The following is a 14,173-nucleotide window of genomic DNA, read 5'->3' as shown; positions in this document are numbered from 1 at the left end:
CCGCGCGTCCGGACCGTGGGTTCGTCAACGATGCTCGTCGCCCGCGAGACGCGCGTGCAACGCCTCGACCGACGTCGCGACGAACGACGAGAACGCGCGAATCCGCGCGGCGTCGCGCAGGTCCGGATGCGTCAGCAGCCACAGGTCGGTCGCCAGTTCGTCGATCCGGCCGCCCAGCCGCACCAGATCGCGCTCGCCGTCGGCCAGGTAGCACGGCAACACGGCCGCGCCGATACCGGCACGCGCCGCGGCGAACAGGCCAAGCAGCGTATCGACCCGATATCCGCAGCGTGCATCGGCTCCGTGCGCATGCATCCATCGCTCGAGCGGCCGGTAACCCATCCGCCGGTCCGGGCCGACCCACGCGAGATCGTCGGCACGATCGCGCCACTCGCGCGTTGCGTAGACGGCCTGCGCGATCGTGCCGACCCGGCGGCCGATCAGCGTTTCAGGCGGCGACGACGACGGACGGATCGCGACGTCGGCCTCGCGCTTCGACAGGTCGAAGACCGCATTCGATACCGACACTTCCACCGTGATTTCGGGGCAGGTGTGCCGGAACGCGGCGAACACCGGCGACAGCAAGCCCGACAGCAACGTGTCGGTCGTCGTCACGCGCACGGTGCCCGATGGCCGCACGTCGCGGCCGGCCACGCGCCGCTCGACGCCGTGCACCTCGTCCTGGATTCGCTCGGCGGCAGCGGCGGCGTCCTCGCCGGCGGGCGTCGGCGCATAGCCGGCGCGGGTCCGCTCGAACAACTTGACGCGCCATTCGGCTTCGATTGCCGCCAGGCGGCGAAACACCGTCGCGTGGCTGATGCCAAGCCGCCGCGCCGCGCCCGCGAGCGAGCCGGCTTGCGCCACCGCCAGCACGAGCTGCAGGTCGTCCCATGACAGCCGCTGTTCATTCATGCAAACCTCGTTTGCGAAACTGGCCCATTCCCGTTCATTTTCGCAACGCGTACCGTATCAGGCAAATACCGACGCAAGCCGCCTTCACCGACACGTCACGAGGAGTGCCGCCGATGCATACGCTGATCGTTCATTGCCATCCCGAACCGCGCTCGTTCAACGCCGCCCTGCGCGACACCGCCGTGCGGACGATGCGCGCACTCGGCCACGACGTCGCCGTGTCGGATCTCTACGCGGACGGATTCGATCCGGTCGAGGCGCCGCGTCACTACCCGTGCCGCGCGAATGCCGACGTGTTCTCCGCGCTGGTCGAACAGCGCCACGCCAGCGCACATGCCACGTTGCCCGCCGACGTGCGCCGCGAAATCGCCCGCCTCGAGCAGGCGGACCTCGTGGTGTTCCAGTTTCCGATCTGGTGGCATGCGGCGCCCGCGATGCTGAAGGGCTGGTTCGATCGCGTGTTCGTGAACGGCGGCCTGTACACGGGCAGCCGCCGCTACGATCGCGGCCACTTCCGCGGCCGGCGTGCGCTCTGCTCGGTCACGACCGGTGCGCCGGCCGCGACGTTCGGCCCGGGCGGGCGCAGCGGCGAGATCGGCCTGCTGCTGTGGCCGATTCATTACTCGCTGCATTACATGGGGTACGACGTGCTGTCGCCGGTGCTCGCGCATGGCGTGCAGGACGCGCGCGGCGGTTACGTGTATCAGGACGATGCGGTGCTGGCGGCCGAACTGGCCGCGCATCGCGACGGTCTCGCGCGCCGGCTCGCGAACTGGCAAACGGACAGGCCGCTGCGGTTTCCGGGTTGGGACGACTGGGACGAGCACGGAGTACTCAAACCGGGAATCGTCGGGTACGACCGGTACGTGCGCGGTTGTGCGTGAGTCCCTCGCCGAAAATTCCGTGGCACTGCCTCGAACTGACTTGCGATCGGACGAGGAGGAAGGCTGCGGGTAATCTCAACGGCGGACAGCAGAGCGCGTCGCCACGCTCGGGGAAATCGGCGAATCAGGCAGCCACCTGCCTGACGACTCGACCTGCTGCATGCCGCCATGCAGCAGGTCATCAACCGCCATGGACACGCGATCGATACCGGCGCGCCGCCCATGCATACTCAGTATGACTTACCGCCCACCGTCGCCGCTTCCAGTTCGCGCGTGATGATCTGCGTGCCGCCCACGTCGGCGACCGACTTGACCAGGCCGACACCCGGCGCGAACCAGTCGTCCGCGATCGTCTTGCTCGTCAACGCCGGGTTGGTGAAGGTCTCCGTCGTGTGATAGTGGCAGGCATTCGCAAAGACCTTGCCGTTGCGGAGACTGACCGTTTCGCGCGCGACGTACGTCCGCTGGATCGAGACGGACGTTTGCGCGCCGCCTGCCGGATAGACCGGCGTATCCACGTAATTCGCCGTTTCGCTTCCCACGAGGCCGATCGTCTCGACATAGGGCGGCGAGTTCACGTCCCGCAACGCAAGCGTGCCGCCGCTGTAGACCTCACCGCCGTAGTTCGTGCGCACGCCGTTGCCGACGAGGTAGTAGTGATTGGTCTGAATCGGCGAGCCTGTCGTGGTTTCGGCCTGCTGCGTGAGCGCCACGCCGTTGAACGTCGCCGGCGCGTAAGTCCGCGTGTACACGCCGTTGTCGACCGACGGGCTCTGCGACGTCGCTTGCGTATACATGTGCAGTTGAACGGTATCGCCCTGCTGGTAAACCGGATCGCACTCGACGTTCGAGGCGGTCGGCGAACCCGTATTACCGTCGGGTGCGCCCGTGGTCGGCGTGCCGCCGCTCGAGCCGCCGCCGTTGTTGTTGCTGGTTCCCGACCCGCCGGACGCCGCGGGCGAGGAATTGTCGTCGCCGCCGCAAGCGGTCAGCGCAACGCAGGTCAATGCAATCAGTACAGCGGCTTTCATCGGGGTCCCCTTTCAAACGAACTGGACGAACGAAGCCGGCGCGCGCGCATCGCGCCGCACGCGCCGACCATCACGAATCGCGAATCGAATCAGGAAGCGAGACTCGGCAATCGGCCGGCGGCTTCCCGCCGGCCCGCCGACGTCAGTTGACCTGCAGCTGGCCGCCGCGGCCCAGCCCGCCCTTCACGTCCTGCGCCTTGTAGCTGCGCAGCGCGACGACCATCTTGTTGTACGCGTCGATGAACGCGACGACCGTCGCCTTGCCTTCCGGCGTCGCCGAGAAGCCCGCGAGCGCACCGCCCACGCCCCCGCCGAAGCCGCCCAGCGCCGCGCCGTAGTTGGTCGCCGTCGAGCTGCCTTCCGCCGCCGCGATCTGCACCGCCGAGCGCACGTCGAACAGCGTCAGCGTCACCACCGACGCCTTCGTCTGCAGGTGGCCCGCCACCGCCGCCACCGCGCTGTTGCCGATCAGCCCGCCGATCATGCTGCCGATCCCGCCGATCGGCGAGTCGTTGATCACGATCTGCGGCTCCATGTAGTAGTCGGCCGCGACCCGCTGCCCCTTCTGCTGCTTCGAGCCCGCGCGGTACTCGCCCGAGTTGCGCTGCAGTTGCGTGATGCGCGACAGGCGCGCGTCGCTCTTCTGGTTGCCGATCGACGTGATCACGAAGCAGTTCGACTGCTGCACCGCCAGGCGCAGCAGCGGGTCGATCGTCGTCATCTTGGTCGCGCTGCCGAACGGGCCCCACCAGTCGGCGTTGCGGCCGTCGTCGACCGCAATCGTGCCCAGCGGCGACGTGCAGCGCTGCAGTTGCGAATCGGCGCCGGCGCTCGCGCCGCCTGCCGCCGCGCCCGTCACGCCGGCGTTCTGCCCGCCGGGCGTCACCACGCCGCCGCACCCCGCGACGGACGCGCCAAGCGCTGCAACCAGCGCACCTTGAACGAGACGTTGGGAAAGGTTGGTCTTCATGTCGTTGTCGATTGATTAGAGTCGTTGTTCGGCTTATGTGTTCGTGCGAACTTCGATAAGCCCCCCGGCGTAGCGCGCGATGGTGGTCTCCCCGCGGCTGCCCCCGTTGCTCGATGCCCGGTCAGTAATACCAGTACGTCTGCTGCCAGACGCCGTAGTACGGATAGCCCGAGTACCAGTAGCCGTAATAGACGTCACGCCATTGCGTGCGCCATTTCCAGTCTTCTTCGTCTTCTTTCTTCGCCTTGCGGGCGAGGTCGAGCAGTTTTTTCGATTCCTTGTCGCCGCGGCCGGCCGCGATCGACAGCCACTTCTCCGCTTCGCGCGCATCCGAGCCCATTTCCTCGAGGCCGAACAGGTAGAAACTGCCGAGCGCCTTCTGCGCGTTCAGGTCGCCGCGTTCGGCGGCCTCGCGCATCCACTTGAGCGCCTGGTAGCTGTCCTGGCGCACGCCGTCGCCGCGGAAATAGCGCAGGCCGAGGTCGTAGGCGGCCTTCGGCTGGGTCTTCGCGGTTTGCTTGAGCGCGGCGATGCGCGGGTCCTCGCGGTCTTCCGCATCGTCCTTTTTTTGATAGGAAACCTGATCTTTAGGGCGATCGGAACAACCTGTGTCGTCGCAGATCCGTACCGTGCCGGCGGTGACCGACGGATCCTGCGCGCACGCGGCCAACAGCAACAGCAGCCCCGGTGCGAGTAAACGGCGATACATGGGTATTTTCCTCACGTTTCATTAGCGCCGTATTGCTTCGCGCGCTCGCCCGCGAGCATGCCCCGGCCGGTGCGGGGTGCGGCGAACATCGTCCGCGGGCCCGCGTACCAAGGTTCTCTCAGGTTCTCTTTTCGTCTTGAAACATCGTTGCAGCGGCTGATACGGCGGAAAACTGCTCGCGGGAACCTGCCCCCGTTCTGTCTCTTTAATCCACGCAATATCGATCGCTGCTTTCTGGGCTCAAATGATACATATCGGTCTATCCAATAGTCAAGACGACTCGATAACCGCCTCGTCAGCGAAGACTGGCGGGGCAGAACTGCCGTCAAACAGAGCCGGGAAGCCGATTTCATCGACCGGCATGATGCTAGAATAATCGGTCTATGCCGTTGAAATATCGAGGAGGAAGCTGTTCGTGCGAGCCAACAAACGCCAACTGGTGGTAGACAAAGCGACCGAACTGTTCTCCAGGCACGGATTCCACCCGGTGGGCGTCGACTGGATCATCGACGATTCCGGTGTCGCCCGCATGACGCTGTACCGGCATTTCGCGAGCAAGGACGAGCTGATCCGCGAAGTGCTGGTGCAGCGCTACGACCTGATCGTCGGCAGCATCGCCGCGCAATTGCAGCACGTCGTCGATCCGGTCGAGCGCGTCAAGACCATCTTCGACTGGTACGCAGCCTGGTTCAGGACACCTGAATTTGCCGGCTGCCTGTTCGAGCGTGCGCTGGCCGAATTCGGCACCGCTTATGCACCGATCTCGGATGTCGCGATCCGCTATCGTCGCAAAATGGTCGAATGGATCGCCGAACTGATCGGAGCGCTCGTGCCGGCCGAAACCGCAAACCGGCTGGCGACCGTCTTCATGATGCTGCTGGACGGCGCCACGGTCGAAGCGCGGGCGTTCAACGACTCCGCGGCGGCCGCGCGCGCGTGGCAAGCCGCGCATGCCCTTCTCGACCAGGCGATGCACGCAACGGTCTCGGCCGCCGACGCTGCAGGTAGCCGGACGTAACGCCACGTCGCGCACCATCGTATTGCGTATTGCAGGCGAACCGAAACCGCGAGGCGCGGGAGGACGACATGCATGACCGGATGCGTTTGATCTGTTTCGCGCTGGGTGCGGCAATCGCGTGTGCCGGCTGCAAGTCGATAGATGTCAGCCGATACGAAATCCAGCACCGGGACCGGAACGGCCTCACGATCGTTGCGTACACCGCCGAAGATCTGGCGTCGTTCGACAATACGCTGTGGGCCCACCACGTCTACCTCCGCTACACCGTCACGCCGCTCACCATCCAAAAGCGATTCGATGTGAGCGCAACCGATATCGAAGACTATCCGTTCTCTGCCCGGCGGCTCGACATCCACACCCGGTGCCCGATTCCCACGTCGGCGTTCTGCTCTTCCTGGTTCATCCCGTTCCATGATCGCGCGGGACTGTACGGTCTGGATTATCTGTCGGGACTCGATGCAAACGAACCGGCGCTCCTGAAGTTGCGCCTCGGCGGCGGAAGCATGGTCGGCGGCCGGCTGGTATCGAAGGAACAGACAATCAAGGTCGACGCGGGCAACACGGCGACGCCGAACGGACCGTAACGCCCGCCTGCGCCGCCCGCGCGAGACACCTGTGAAGCGGGCACGGCGATTGCGCCTGCTGCACTCCTCGGGAGGCGCGCCATCATGAACGACAACGATTTGCTTCAGCCCGAGCCGACGGAGCCGAACCCAAACGCCGTCACGTGGGTCCGCCGCCTCGGCCCCGGCCTGATCACCGGCGCCGCCGACGACGATCCTTCCGGCATCGGCACGTACTCGCAGGCGGGCGCGCAGTTCGGCTTCGAACTGCTGTGGGCGTTGTTGTTGACGTACCCGCTGATGACGGCCATCCAGTTGGTCAGCGCACGCATCGGCCGCGTGACGGGCAAGGGTCTCGCATCCAACATGCGCACGCACTACCCGCAATGGCTGCTGTACGCGACGGTCGTGCTGCTGATCACGGCCAACGTGATCAACATCGCGGCCGACTTGTCGGCCATGGGCGCGGCAGTCAATTTGTTGCTGCCCGGCCCGCAACAGTTCTACATCGTGTGCCTCGGCGGCGTGTCGGTCGTGCTGCAGGTTCTCGTTCCGTACGACCGCTACGCTCGATTGCTCAAATGGACGGCGCTGACGCTGCTGGCGTATGTCGCGGTCGCCCTCATCGTGCCCGTCGACTGGGCCGAGGTCGGTCGCGCGATCGTGATGCCGCATGCGCAACTGAGCGCCGCCTATCTGACCACGGTCGTCGCCGTGCTCGGCACGACCATCAGCCCGTATCTGTTTTTCTGGCAGGCGTCCCAGGAGGTCGAGGAATTGCACGCCGTGCCGAACCAGCGGCCGCTGCGGCGCATGCCGGGCCAGGCGCCCGCGCAGTTGCGCCGGATCAGCTTCGATACGTGGTTCGGCATGGGCGTCTCGAACGTGATTGCATTCTTCATCGTGCTGACGGCAGCGGCCACGCTCAACGCGCATCACATCGACGTCAAGACGTCGGCGGACGCCGCGCGGGCGCTCGAGCCGCTTGCCGGTCACTTCGCGTACGTGCTGTTCGCGCTCGGCATCGTCGGCACCGGCTTGCTCGCGCTGCCGGTGCTCGCGGGATCGGCCGCCTATGCGGCGGCCGGCACGTTTCGCTGGCGCAACAGTCTCGCGCTGCAGTTGGGCGTCGCGCCCGAATTCTATGCGGTGATCGTGTTGGCGATCGTCGGCGGAATCGCGTTCACGTTCATGCATTTCGACCCGATCCGCGCGCTTTACTGGAGCGCTGTCATTAATGGGGTGAGCGCCGTTCCGATCATGGTCGTGATGATGCTGATGGCGGGAAGCAAGCGAGTCATGGGCGAGTTTGCCGTCAGAGGCCCGCTTGCGTGGGGAGGATGGATCGCGACGCTCGCGATGGCGATCGCGGCGCTGGGCGTGTTCGTGCCCGGATAAACGCCGCGGCGCGGAGGCCGCGAGCCGCTGCTCAGTCCGGCTCGCCCCCGCCCAGCGAAGCGCCGACCGCATCGCGCAGCACGTCAGCGAGCCGCTGGTTCTCGTCGATGCGGATCTGTTCGATCGCGACGTCCTCGGCGTTGCCGATTCGGCGCGCCCATTCCTGGCGCTCGCGCGCAAAGATCATGCGCTCGTGAACCGCACGGATCGCCCCCCAGATCGCATCCTCCGCTTTCTGGGCTTCCGCGTCGTCGAGAGAAAGCGCGGAGAACGCATGCCCGGTGTGGCATCGGTATCGCAACGGACGATCGTCGCGCATGCGCCAGAGCACGCCGTGACAAGTAGGGCACGTGAGCGCCGAACGCGTGCCGATTTCGTCAAGCCGCCCGGGCTCGACGAGGCCCTCCTCAGCAATCCGGCTCTCGTGGTCCAGGTGGTCCAGGTCGCGCAAGTCCGCCATCTTTCGCCGCTCCTTCACACGTTCGCCGTAGACCGCTGCATGAATGGCCTGCGGCAGTTCTCCGGCCCTTGCGACCATATCGGCGCCCGCCGCGGCCAGTGCGCTGCGCGGCATCGACGGCGCTTCACATTCGTCGGGATCCTGAACGATACCGTACCCGCCCCGGGCGCGAATCGCCGCCAGGCCGGCCGCGCCATCATCGAGGTCGCCGCTGAGCACCACGCCGATCGCACCGGGCCCGTATTCGCGGGCGGCAGACCGGAACAGCGGATCGGCAGCCGGCCGGGTGAAGTTCTCGGCGGCCGTATCGAGCAGCCAGAGATTGCCGCCGCGCACGATCATGTGTCTGTCGGGCGGGGCCACGTAAATTCTGCCGGCCTGTGGCGGTTGTCCGTGTCGCGCCTCGCGTGCATCCAGCGCGCTCCATCGCGACAACAGCTCGGGCAGAATCGTCCGATGTCGACCAATGTGCTGCACGATGCAAATCGGCACCGGAAAATCCGCGGCGATGCCCGCCACGAGGGTCCGGAGAACCGGGAGCCCGCCCCTGGACGATGCGACTACGACGATATCTCGACGATCCATAGACCCCCCTTTGCGGACACAGCCGCAAATCGGGTGCCTGAACCGCGATTCCGTCACTGGCGAACGCAGCCGGCGCAATGCGGGTCGAATGGCGATTGCCGCACATGCCGCGGCGGCGAGCCACGCCCGAACGACCCGCGACGCACGCTCGGGCCGTCGGCCGTCATCGGGTATCGCGACGCGTGTCGCCGAGTACCGCGAGCAACATCCCGAAATCGAGCGGTTTCGACAGATGGCTGTCGAAACCGGCCTCCGTCGCGGCCCGGACATCGTCCAGGCGATTGCGGCCGGTCAGCGCAACGGTCCGAAGCGTGGCCCACCGGGGATCGGCCTTGATCCGCCGAAGCAACTCGTAGCCATCCATGTCGGGAAGCCCGATGTCGGACACGATCGCGTCGACGGGCGCCTCCTGCAGCATCGTCAACGCCGCGGCTCCGCTTTTCGCGGCCTGGACCTCCGCCCCCGCCAGCTCCAGCAGCGCGGTGAGCGACATCGCCGTCTCCTGATCGTCCTCGACCAGCAGCACGCGCAGGCCGGCGATATTCCCGTCCGGCACGCCGCTGCCCGCAGACGCCGCGCGCTCGGTCGATGCGGCTGGCAGCCATACCGTCATCGTGGTGCCGGCCCCCGGGCCATCGGACATCGCGGCGATCCGGCCGCCGTGCATTTCGACGAGTTGCCGAACCAGCGCCAGCCCGATGCCGAGACCGCCCCGCGTCCTGTCCCGCGGCGCCTGCCGGAACATGTCGAAGACATGCGGAAGCGTATCTCCGTCGATCCCCTGCCCGTCGTCGATCACGTCGACGCGCAGCATCTTGCCCTCATGCACGAGACGCACGATGATCTGGCCGTGCGGTTGCGTGTACTTGAGCGCGTTGGACATCAGGTTCCAGAAAATCTGCTCGCATCGCACCGGATCGGCCAGCGCGATGGCCGGCTCCGTCGGCAGCTCCGTTTGCAAGACCAGGCCGCGTGCGTGCACGTCGACCTCGCAGGTATCCGTGATGCTGCGCAACATCGCCGTCAGGTCGACCCGGCCCAGCTCGAGCGCGAGCTTGCCGGTCTGGATGCGCGACAGATCGAGCAGGTCGTCGATGATCTGCGCCTGTGCGCGCACGGCCTGCCGAATCGAATCCGCGGCTTCGCGCACGGCGGGAATGTCGCGCGTCTCCGGCAGGCGCGGCAGCATTTCCGACTTGACGCCGATCAGGTTGAGCGGATGCCTCAGCTCGTGGGACAGCACCGCAATGAACTCGTCCTTCAGCTGATTCGAACTGAGCGCCTGCTCGCGGGCCGCCTGTTCCCGCGCGAGCGCTTCGCGGTTCGCGTCGTCGCTCTGCTTGCGCAGCGTCATGTCGCGCACGATCTTCGCGAAGCCGTTGAACGACGTATCCGAAATCGGCGTGACGACGCCGCTACAGAAAATCCGTCGCCCGTCCTTGGTCCGGTGCCAGCGTTCGTCGTCCGCGCGCCCTTCGCGGGTCGCGATGTCGCGCTCGCGCATCGGCACGAGCGCCTGCCGGTCGCTCGGCTCGTAGATCAGCTCGACGTCCTGGCCGATCATCTCTTCTTCCGTATAGCCGAATATGCGTTCCGCACCGGCGTTCCAGCTCACGATGGACCCGTTGCCGTCCTGGATGATGATCGCGTAGTCCTTGGTCGATTGCGCGACCAGACGCAGGCGCTGCTCGCCCGCCCGCGCCGCCTCTTCCGCGTGATGCCGGTCGGTGATGTCGATCAGCGTGATCACCGCGCCGTCGATGTGATCGTCCGCCGTCCGGTAGGGCAGCAACCGCATCAGATACCACCGGCCGGCCTCGCTCTCGATCTCGCGCTCGATCAACCGCAGCGACTGAAACGACTGCCGGACATCGTCGGCCAGCGTCGGATACCGCAGTGCGTGAGTAATGTGAAATAGCGATCTGCCCAGGTCCGTATCGATCAGGTTGAAAATCGCGGTGGCGTTGGGCGTAAACCGCTTGACCCGGATTTCCTTGTCGACGAACACGGTCGCGATCTCGCTCGACGCGATGATGTTGTGGAGGTCGTCGTTCGCTTTCGCGGTGTCTTCGATCCTTGCCTGCATTTCGGCGTTGGCCGTCGTCAACTCCTCGTTGACCGACTGCAGTTCCTCCTTGCTGCTTTCCAGTTCCTCGCTCGTGGAGCGCAGCTCTTCGTTGATCGCCTGCAGCTCCTCGTTCGACGCCTTCAATTCCTCGACGGACGTTTCGTACTGCTCGATGATCGTCGCAAGTTGCTCGCGGCTGTGCTGCAGCTCCTGTTCGAGCTGGGCCAGAACCGGATCCTGCCCGCTCGTCTCGACCTGATCCTCCTCGGTCATGCGGCCGGCCACCTCGTCGAACACGATGAGCAGGAATTCCGCATTCGCGACCTTGTCGTGAAACGGCCTGACCGTCATGTTGATCCACGACACGCGGGCGTCGTGCGCCCACTTCACCCGGCGCGCCTCCACGCTCGTGCCCGTTTGCAGCGCACGGAAAATCGCGGTGCGCAGATCGAGCCGCAGATCCGGCAGCACCAGCGTCATGATGTTGCTCGACAGTTCGCCGCCGACGTGCCGCAGGAACCGGCCGGCGTTATCCGACAGATGAACGACGTTCGATTCCTTGTCGATGATGACGCTCGGCGGCGAATACGTTTCGAGCGCGCGCTGATGGAGCTCCGAATAGGAGAAGTTGCGCTGTGCCGGGCTGGCCGGCACCCGCAACGGCGGCTGCGGCGCGGCCCGCTCGTCGGATGCGCCGGATTCGACCTGGAACAGCGGCGGAAAGCCCGTGGCCGGCTTCGCGCGATGCGTGACGACGCGTGCGCGGTAGATCCGGCGTTTCTTGTCCACGACGGCAAACAGATCGTCCGCCGCATCGGCCGATTCCGCGGTGCCGAGAAACAGGTAGCCGTTGGGGCGCAACGCGAAATGGAACAGCTCCAGGATTTGCCGCTGCACCGCCCGCTCGAGATAGATCAGCACGTTGCGGCACGAGATCAGGTCGAGATGCGAGAACGGTGGATCGCGCAGCAGGCTGTGCGCCGCGAACAGGATGCGTTCGCGCACCGCCTTCGCGATCACGTAGTGCGCGCCTTCCCGCGTGAAATACCGCTGCAGCAGCGGAGCGGGCACATCGCTCGCGATCGACAGCGGGTAGGAACCGGTCCGCGCGCGGACGATCGCCGCTTCGTCGATATCGGTCGCGAAGACCTGGATGGCCTGGCTCGACATCGCGGCCTCGCGCGCCCGCGCCAGCAGCAGCGAGATCGAGTACGCCTCCTCGCCCGTCGCGCATCCGGCCACCCACACGCGTACCTGCTCCTCGCCGGACTCCGACGCGAACAACGAGCCGATCACTTCCCGTTCGAGGAAATCGAAGGCTTCTCGATCGCGGAAGAACTGGGTCACGCCGATCAGCATGTCAGCCAGCAGCGCGTTCGCTTCTTCCGGCGTGGCCCGCAGGAAATCCCGGTACGCGAGGAGATCGCGCTGGCCGTTGACCTGCATACGCCGCTCGATACGCCGCAGCACGGTCGCCCGCTTGTACAGCCTGAAATCGTGGCCCGTGCGTACCCTCAGGTGCATCAGAATGTCGGAGAGCGCGCGTTCGGGATCGTTGATCGTCGGCCGATCGACGTGGTGCAGCGATTGCGCGAATTCGAGGCTCTGCTGTTCGATGCGGCGCGCATTCGACCAGAGTTCGAGCAACCGTTGCGGCATCTCGGCCGCCGGCAGCACGATATCGACGCGGGCCATCGCAATCGCGTGCTGCGGCATCTCCGCGTGCTCGGCGTCGTCCGGCGTCTGCGCGAGCGTAATGCCGCCCGCCTCCTTGATGCGGCTCAAGCCCGCTGCGCCGTCGGAGCCGGTGCCGGACATCACGATGCCGATCGCGCGCCAGTCGTGCGCGTCCGCCAGCGTCCGAAAGAAGTGATCGATCGTGAACGGAATCTCGTCGGACGGGTCCCGGCTGCGGCAACGAAGGCAACCGTCCGACATCTCGAGCTGCATGCCCGGTGCGATCACATAGATGTGGTTTTTCTCGATCGGTACCGTGGACGTCACCTGATGCACCGACATGCCCGTCGTGCGCTGCAGGACCGTGTCCATATGACTGACCTGTTCCGGCGCGAGATGGACGACGACGACGAACGCCATGTCCATGCCCGTCGGCGCGCTCTCGAAAAAGGTCTGCAAGGCCATCGTACCGCCTGCCGACGCACCGATGCCCACGACCGGAAACGACAGATCGCTCTTCAACGTCGCGGGCGACAGAGGCCGCTCCTTGTGCGCAGGCGCTTGCCGTGCCATTGAATTCTCCTGATGGTGTTGCGGAACATCGTGTGCCTGGCGCCGATCGATGCCGGGTCGCGTCGCGCTCCTCCGGTCGTTGCACGATCCCGCACGTGATACTTCCCCCTGCGCCTCCGTCCGCAATTGTACGGCACCGGCAAGCGCGATCGAGCGCCTGACGGAAGGCTTGCAATCCTCGTGCAGGGAGCGTCACGCCCGCACACGGGTGTGTCACCGGGGCGTCATTCGTGCCGACATACCATCCACATCGGTTGGCGAAACGCGATGCTTCCCATCGATCGCCAGCGGGAACGAATCATGCTCGTGCGTCGGCCCGTCGAATTCAATTTATTTCCTTTGACGGATGCCGTATTACCGGCGAATATTCGCGTCGATCAAGCGGTTAGTACCGCTCAGGAACTACACGAAACGATGCTCGCCTGCGCAATCGGGGACGTTACGCTGCTTCGCCAACAGATACTTGATCGAAGGGGAAGAAATGACGCCGTTTTCCCAGGATGTGAGCATCAAGCAAACCGCCGCCGTCTCCAAGGCAGCCACGCCGTCGCCCGTTTTCTGGAAAGCGGGGCCGATCGTCGAAGCCGCTCCGCCCGAGCCGAAATCCGCGACGCCGGACCTGCGCGATTTCTTCGCCGCCGCCGCGCTGCAGGGCTTGCTGTCGCGTGACGCCGGGCGCAACGTGTCGACGATCGCCGACTACGAATTGAAGCGCGCGGTCAGCGCCTATCGGCTCGCCGACGAAATGCTGAAAGCAAGATGACCGGCATGCCGGCCGGCGCGCGCCTGGCGTCATCCGGTTCGCGCCTCATCGCGGAGAACATGGCCTGCCACGATCGTCCGGACGCTGACGCTCCGGCCATTCAGGTGCAGCCCAACCGCAACGCCATCGCGCCGATCGGCCCGGCCAGCAACACGGCATGTCCGTCGCCGCGCGTCGCCATTCACGAAACGCACGTCGCGCGCCGGCGTGACACGGCCTATGCAGCCGAAATGACAACCGCTTGAAAATCCGGCGACGCCGACCGCGGGTCACGCGACGCGCGCCCGGGTCGCCGCCGTCACTGCCGTGTTCGCATGCGGCGCCTTGCATCGGGGGCAGGCAGCGTCGCCCGCGAGACGCTGCCCGTCGCGAGCCGATCGCACGATCGCTGCTTCGTCGCCCGGCGCGGGTCCATGTCCGCGCCGACTCTCGCCAGTCGGCACGATGCACGCGTGCCGCACGACGAACCGCACCAGCACCCACGAAAAGCCGCGCCTGTCGCGGCCCCCATCGGCCGGCATCGCGCATGCCCGGTATCGTCGGCCGACCATGGGATCGATTC

The 14,173-nt window shown here is 66.0% G+C and carries 12 protein-coding genes; 6 read left to right on the top strand and 6 right to left on the bottom strand.

Annotation, left to right across the window (positions count from 1 at the left end; all coding sequences use genetic code 11):
• Positions 1-24: 24 nt before the first annotated feature.
• Positions 25-912 (bottom strand): LysR family transcriptional regulator, encoded by an 888-nt coding sequence (locus tag WS54_RS33115; RefSeq protein ID WP_059780340.1) that lies wholly within the window; start codon positions 910-912, stop codon positions 25-27.
• Between the two features lie 113 nt (positions 913-1,025).
• On the opposite strand from WS54_RS33115, the gene WS54_RS33110 reads away from it, so the two are divergent.
• Positions 1,026-1,796 carry an NAD(P)H-dependent oxidoreductase gene (locus WS54_RS33110; RefSeq protein WP_059780341.1) on the top strand — a complete coding sequence of 257 codons (771 nt, stop codon included), beginning with the start codon at positions 1,026-1,028 and terminating at the stop codon, positions 1,794-1,796.
• 230 nt (positions 1,797-2,026) lie between these two features.
• On the opposite strand, the gene WS54_RS33105 is transcribed toward WS54_RS33110, so the two are convergent.
• The 3 genes from WS54_RS33105 to WS54_RS33095 all read right to left on the bottom strand — a co-directional run bounded on the left by WS54_RS33105 (position 2,027) and on the right by WS54_RS33095 (position 4,506).
• Complete coding sequence (locus WS54_RS33105) at positions 2,027-2,827, bottom strand: hypothetical protein (protein WP_059780342.1); 801 nt, start codon at positions 2,825-2,827, stop codon at positions 2,027-2,029.
• A 142-nt stretch (positions 2,828-2,969) separates the two neighbouring features.
• Complete coding sequence (locus tag WS54_RS33100) at positions 2,970-3,797, bottom strand: hypothetical protein (protein WP_034205621.1); 828 nt, start codon at positions 3,795-3,797, stop codon at positions 2,970-2,972.
• 121 nt (positions 3,798-3,918) lie between these two features.
• Positions 3,919-4,506: a tetratricopeptide repeat protein gene (locus WS54_RS33095; protein ID WP_034205622.1), complete on the bottom strand. Its 588-nt coding sequence runs from the start codon at positions 4,504-4,506 to the stop codon at positions 3,919-3,921.
• A 415-nt stretch (positions 4,507-4,921) separates the two neighbouring features.
• On the opposite strand from WS54_RS33095, the gene WS54_RS33090 reads away from it, so the two are divergent.
• The 3 genes from WS54_RS33090 (at position 4,922) to WS54_RS33080 (ending at position 7,485) form a co-directional block, all read left to right on the top strand.
• Positions 4,922-5,524: a TetR/AcrR family transcriptional regulator gene (locus tag WS54_RS33090; protein ID WP_059782503.1), complete on the top strand. Its 603-nt coding sequence runs from the start codon at positions 4,922-4,924 to the stop codon at positions 5,522-5,524.
• Between the two features lie 68 nt (positions 5,525-5,592).
• Positions 5,593-6,108: a hypothetical protein gene (locus tag WS54_RS33085; RefSeq protein WP_059782511.1), complete on the top strand. Its 516-nt coding sequence runs from the start codon at positions 5,593-5,595 to the stop codon at positions 6,106-6,108.
• Positions 6,109-6,192: 84 nt separating this feature from the next.
• Complete coding sequence (locus WS54_RS33080; protein ID WP_059782500.1) at positions 6,193-7,485, top strand: NRAMP family divalent metal transporter; 1,293 nt, start codon at positions 6,193-6,195, stop codon at positions 7,483-7,485.
• Between the two features lie 31 nt (positions 7,486-7,516).
• Here WS54_RS33080 and WS54_RS33075 read toward each other — a convergent pair whose 3' ends face one another.
• Both WS54_RS33075 and WS54_RS33070 read right to left on the bottom strand, forming a co-directional pair.
• A complete protein-coding gene (locus WS54_RS33075) occupies positions 7,517-8,530 on the bottom strand; it encodes a chemotaxis protein CheB (protein WP_059782499.1) in 1,014 nt (337 codons plus the stop codon).
• 163 nt (positions 8,531-8,693) lie between these two features.
• Positions 8,694-12,848 carry a CheR family methyltransferase gene (locus WS54_RS33070; RefSeq protein WP_059782498.1) on the bottom strand — a complete coding sequence of 1,385 codons (4,155 nt, stop codon included), beginning with the start codon at positions 12,846-12,848 and terminating at the stop codon, positions 8,694-8,696.
• 481 nt (positions 12,849-13,329) lie between these two features.
• Here WS54_RS33070 and WS54_RS33065 point away from each other — a divergent pair, with 481 nt between their 5' ends.
• The gene (locus WS54_RS33065; protein ID WP_034209411.1) at positions 13,330-13,611 is read left to right on the top strand and encodes a hypothetical protein; all 282 of its coding nucleotides are present in this window, start codon (positions 13,330-13,332) and stop codon (positions 13,609-13,611) included.
• Positions 13,608-13,856, top strand: coding sequence for a hypothetical protein (locus tag WS54_RS33060; protein ID WP_059782496.1), 249 nt, complete (start codon positions 13,608-13,610; stop codon positions 13,854-13,856). The genes WS54_RS33065 and WS54_RS33060 overlap by 4 nt, the downstream gene beginning before the upstream one ends.
• Positions 13,857-14,173 lie beyond the last annotated feature (317 nt).

Origin of the sequence: Burkholderia sp. NRF60-BP8 (genome assembly GCF_001522585.2) — a bacterium.
Lineage (GTDB): Bacteria > Pseudomonadota > Gammaproteobacteria > Burkholderiales > Burkholderiaceae > Burkholderia.
This window is presented reverse-complemented; position numbering and strand designations above follow the sequence as displayed.

Bases quoted from the DNA above. Each gene is read 5' to 3' on its own strand.
- WS54_RS33080 (WP_059782500.1), top strand. From the start codon at position 6,193: ATGAACGACAACGATTTGCTTCAGCCCGAGCCGACGGAGCCGAACCCA.
- WS54_RS33065 (WP_034209411.1), top strand. From the start codon at position 13,330: ATGACGCCGTTTTCCCAGGATGTGAGCATCAAGCAAACCGCCGCCGTC.
- WS54_RS33075 (WP_059782499.1), bottom strand. From the start codon at position 8,530: ATGGATCGTCGAGATATCGTCGTAGTCGCATCGTCCAGGGGCGGGCTC.
- WS54_RS33095 (WP_034205622.1), bottom strand. From the start codon at position 4,506: ATGTATCGCCGTTTACTCGCACCGGGGCTGCTGTTGCTGTTGGCCGCG.
- WS54_RS33085 (WP_059782511.1), top strand. From the start codon at position 5,593: ATGCATGACCGGATGCGTTTGATCTGTTTCGCGCTGGGTGCGGCAATC.
- WS54_RS33100 (WP_034205621.1), bottom strand. From the start codon at position 3,797: ATGAAGACCAACCTTTCCCAACGTCTCGTTCAAGGTGCGCTGGTTGCA.
- WS54_RS33060 (WP_059782496.1), top strand. From the start codon at position 13,608: ATGACCGGCATGCCGGCCGGCGCGCGCCTGGCGTCATCCGGTTCGCGC.
- WS54_RS33105 (WP_059780342.1), bottom strand. From the start codon at position 2,827: ATGAAAGCCGCTGTACTGATTGCATTGACCTGCGTTGCGCTGACCGCT.
- WS54_RS33070 (WP_059782498.1), bottom strand. From the start codon at position 12,848: ATGGCACGGCAAGCGCCTGCGCACAAGGAGCGGCCTCTGTCGCCCGCG.
- WS54_RS33115 (WP_059780340.1), bottom strand. From the start codon at position 912: ATGAATGAACAGCGGCTGTCATGGGACGACCTGCAGCTCGTGCTGGCG.
- WS54_RS33110 (WP_059780341.1), top strand. From the start codon at position 1,026: ATGCATACGCTGATCGTTCATTGCCATCCCGAACCGCGCTCGTTCAAC.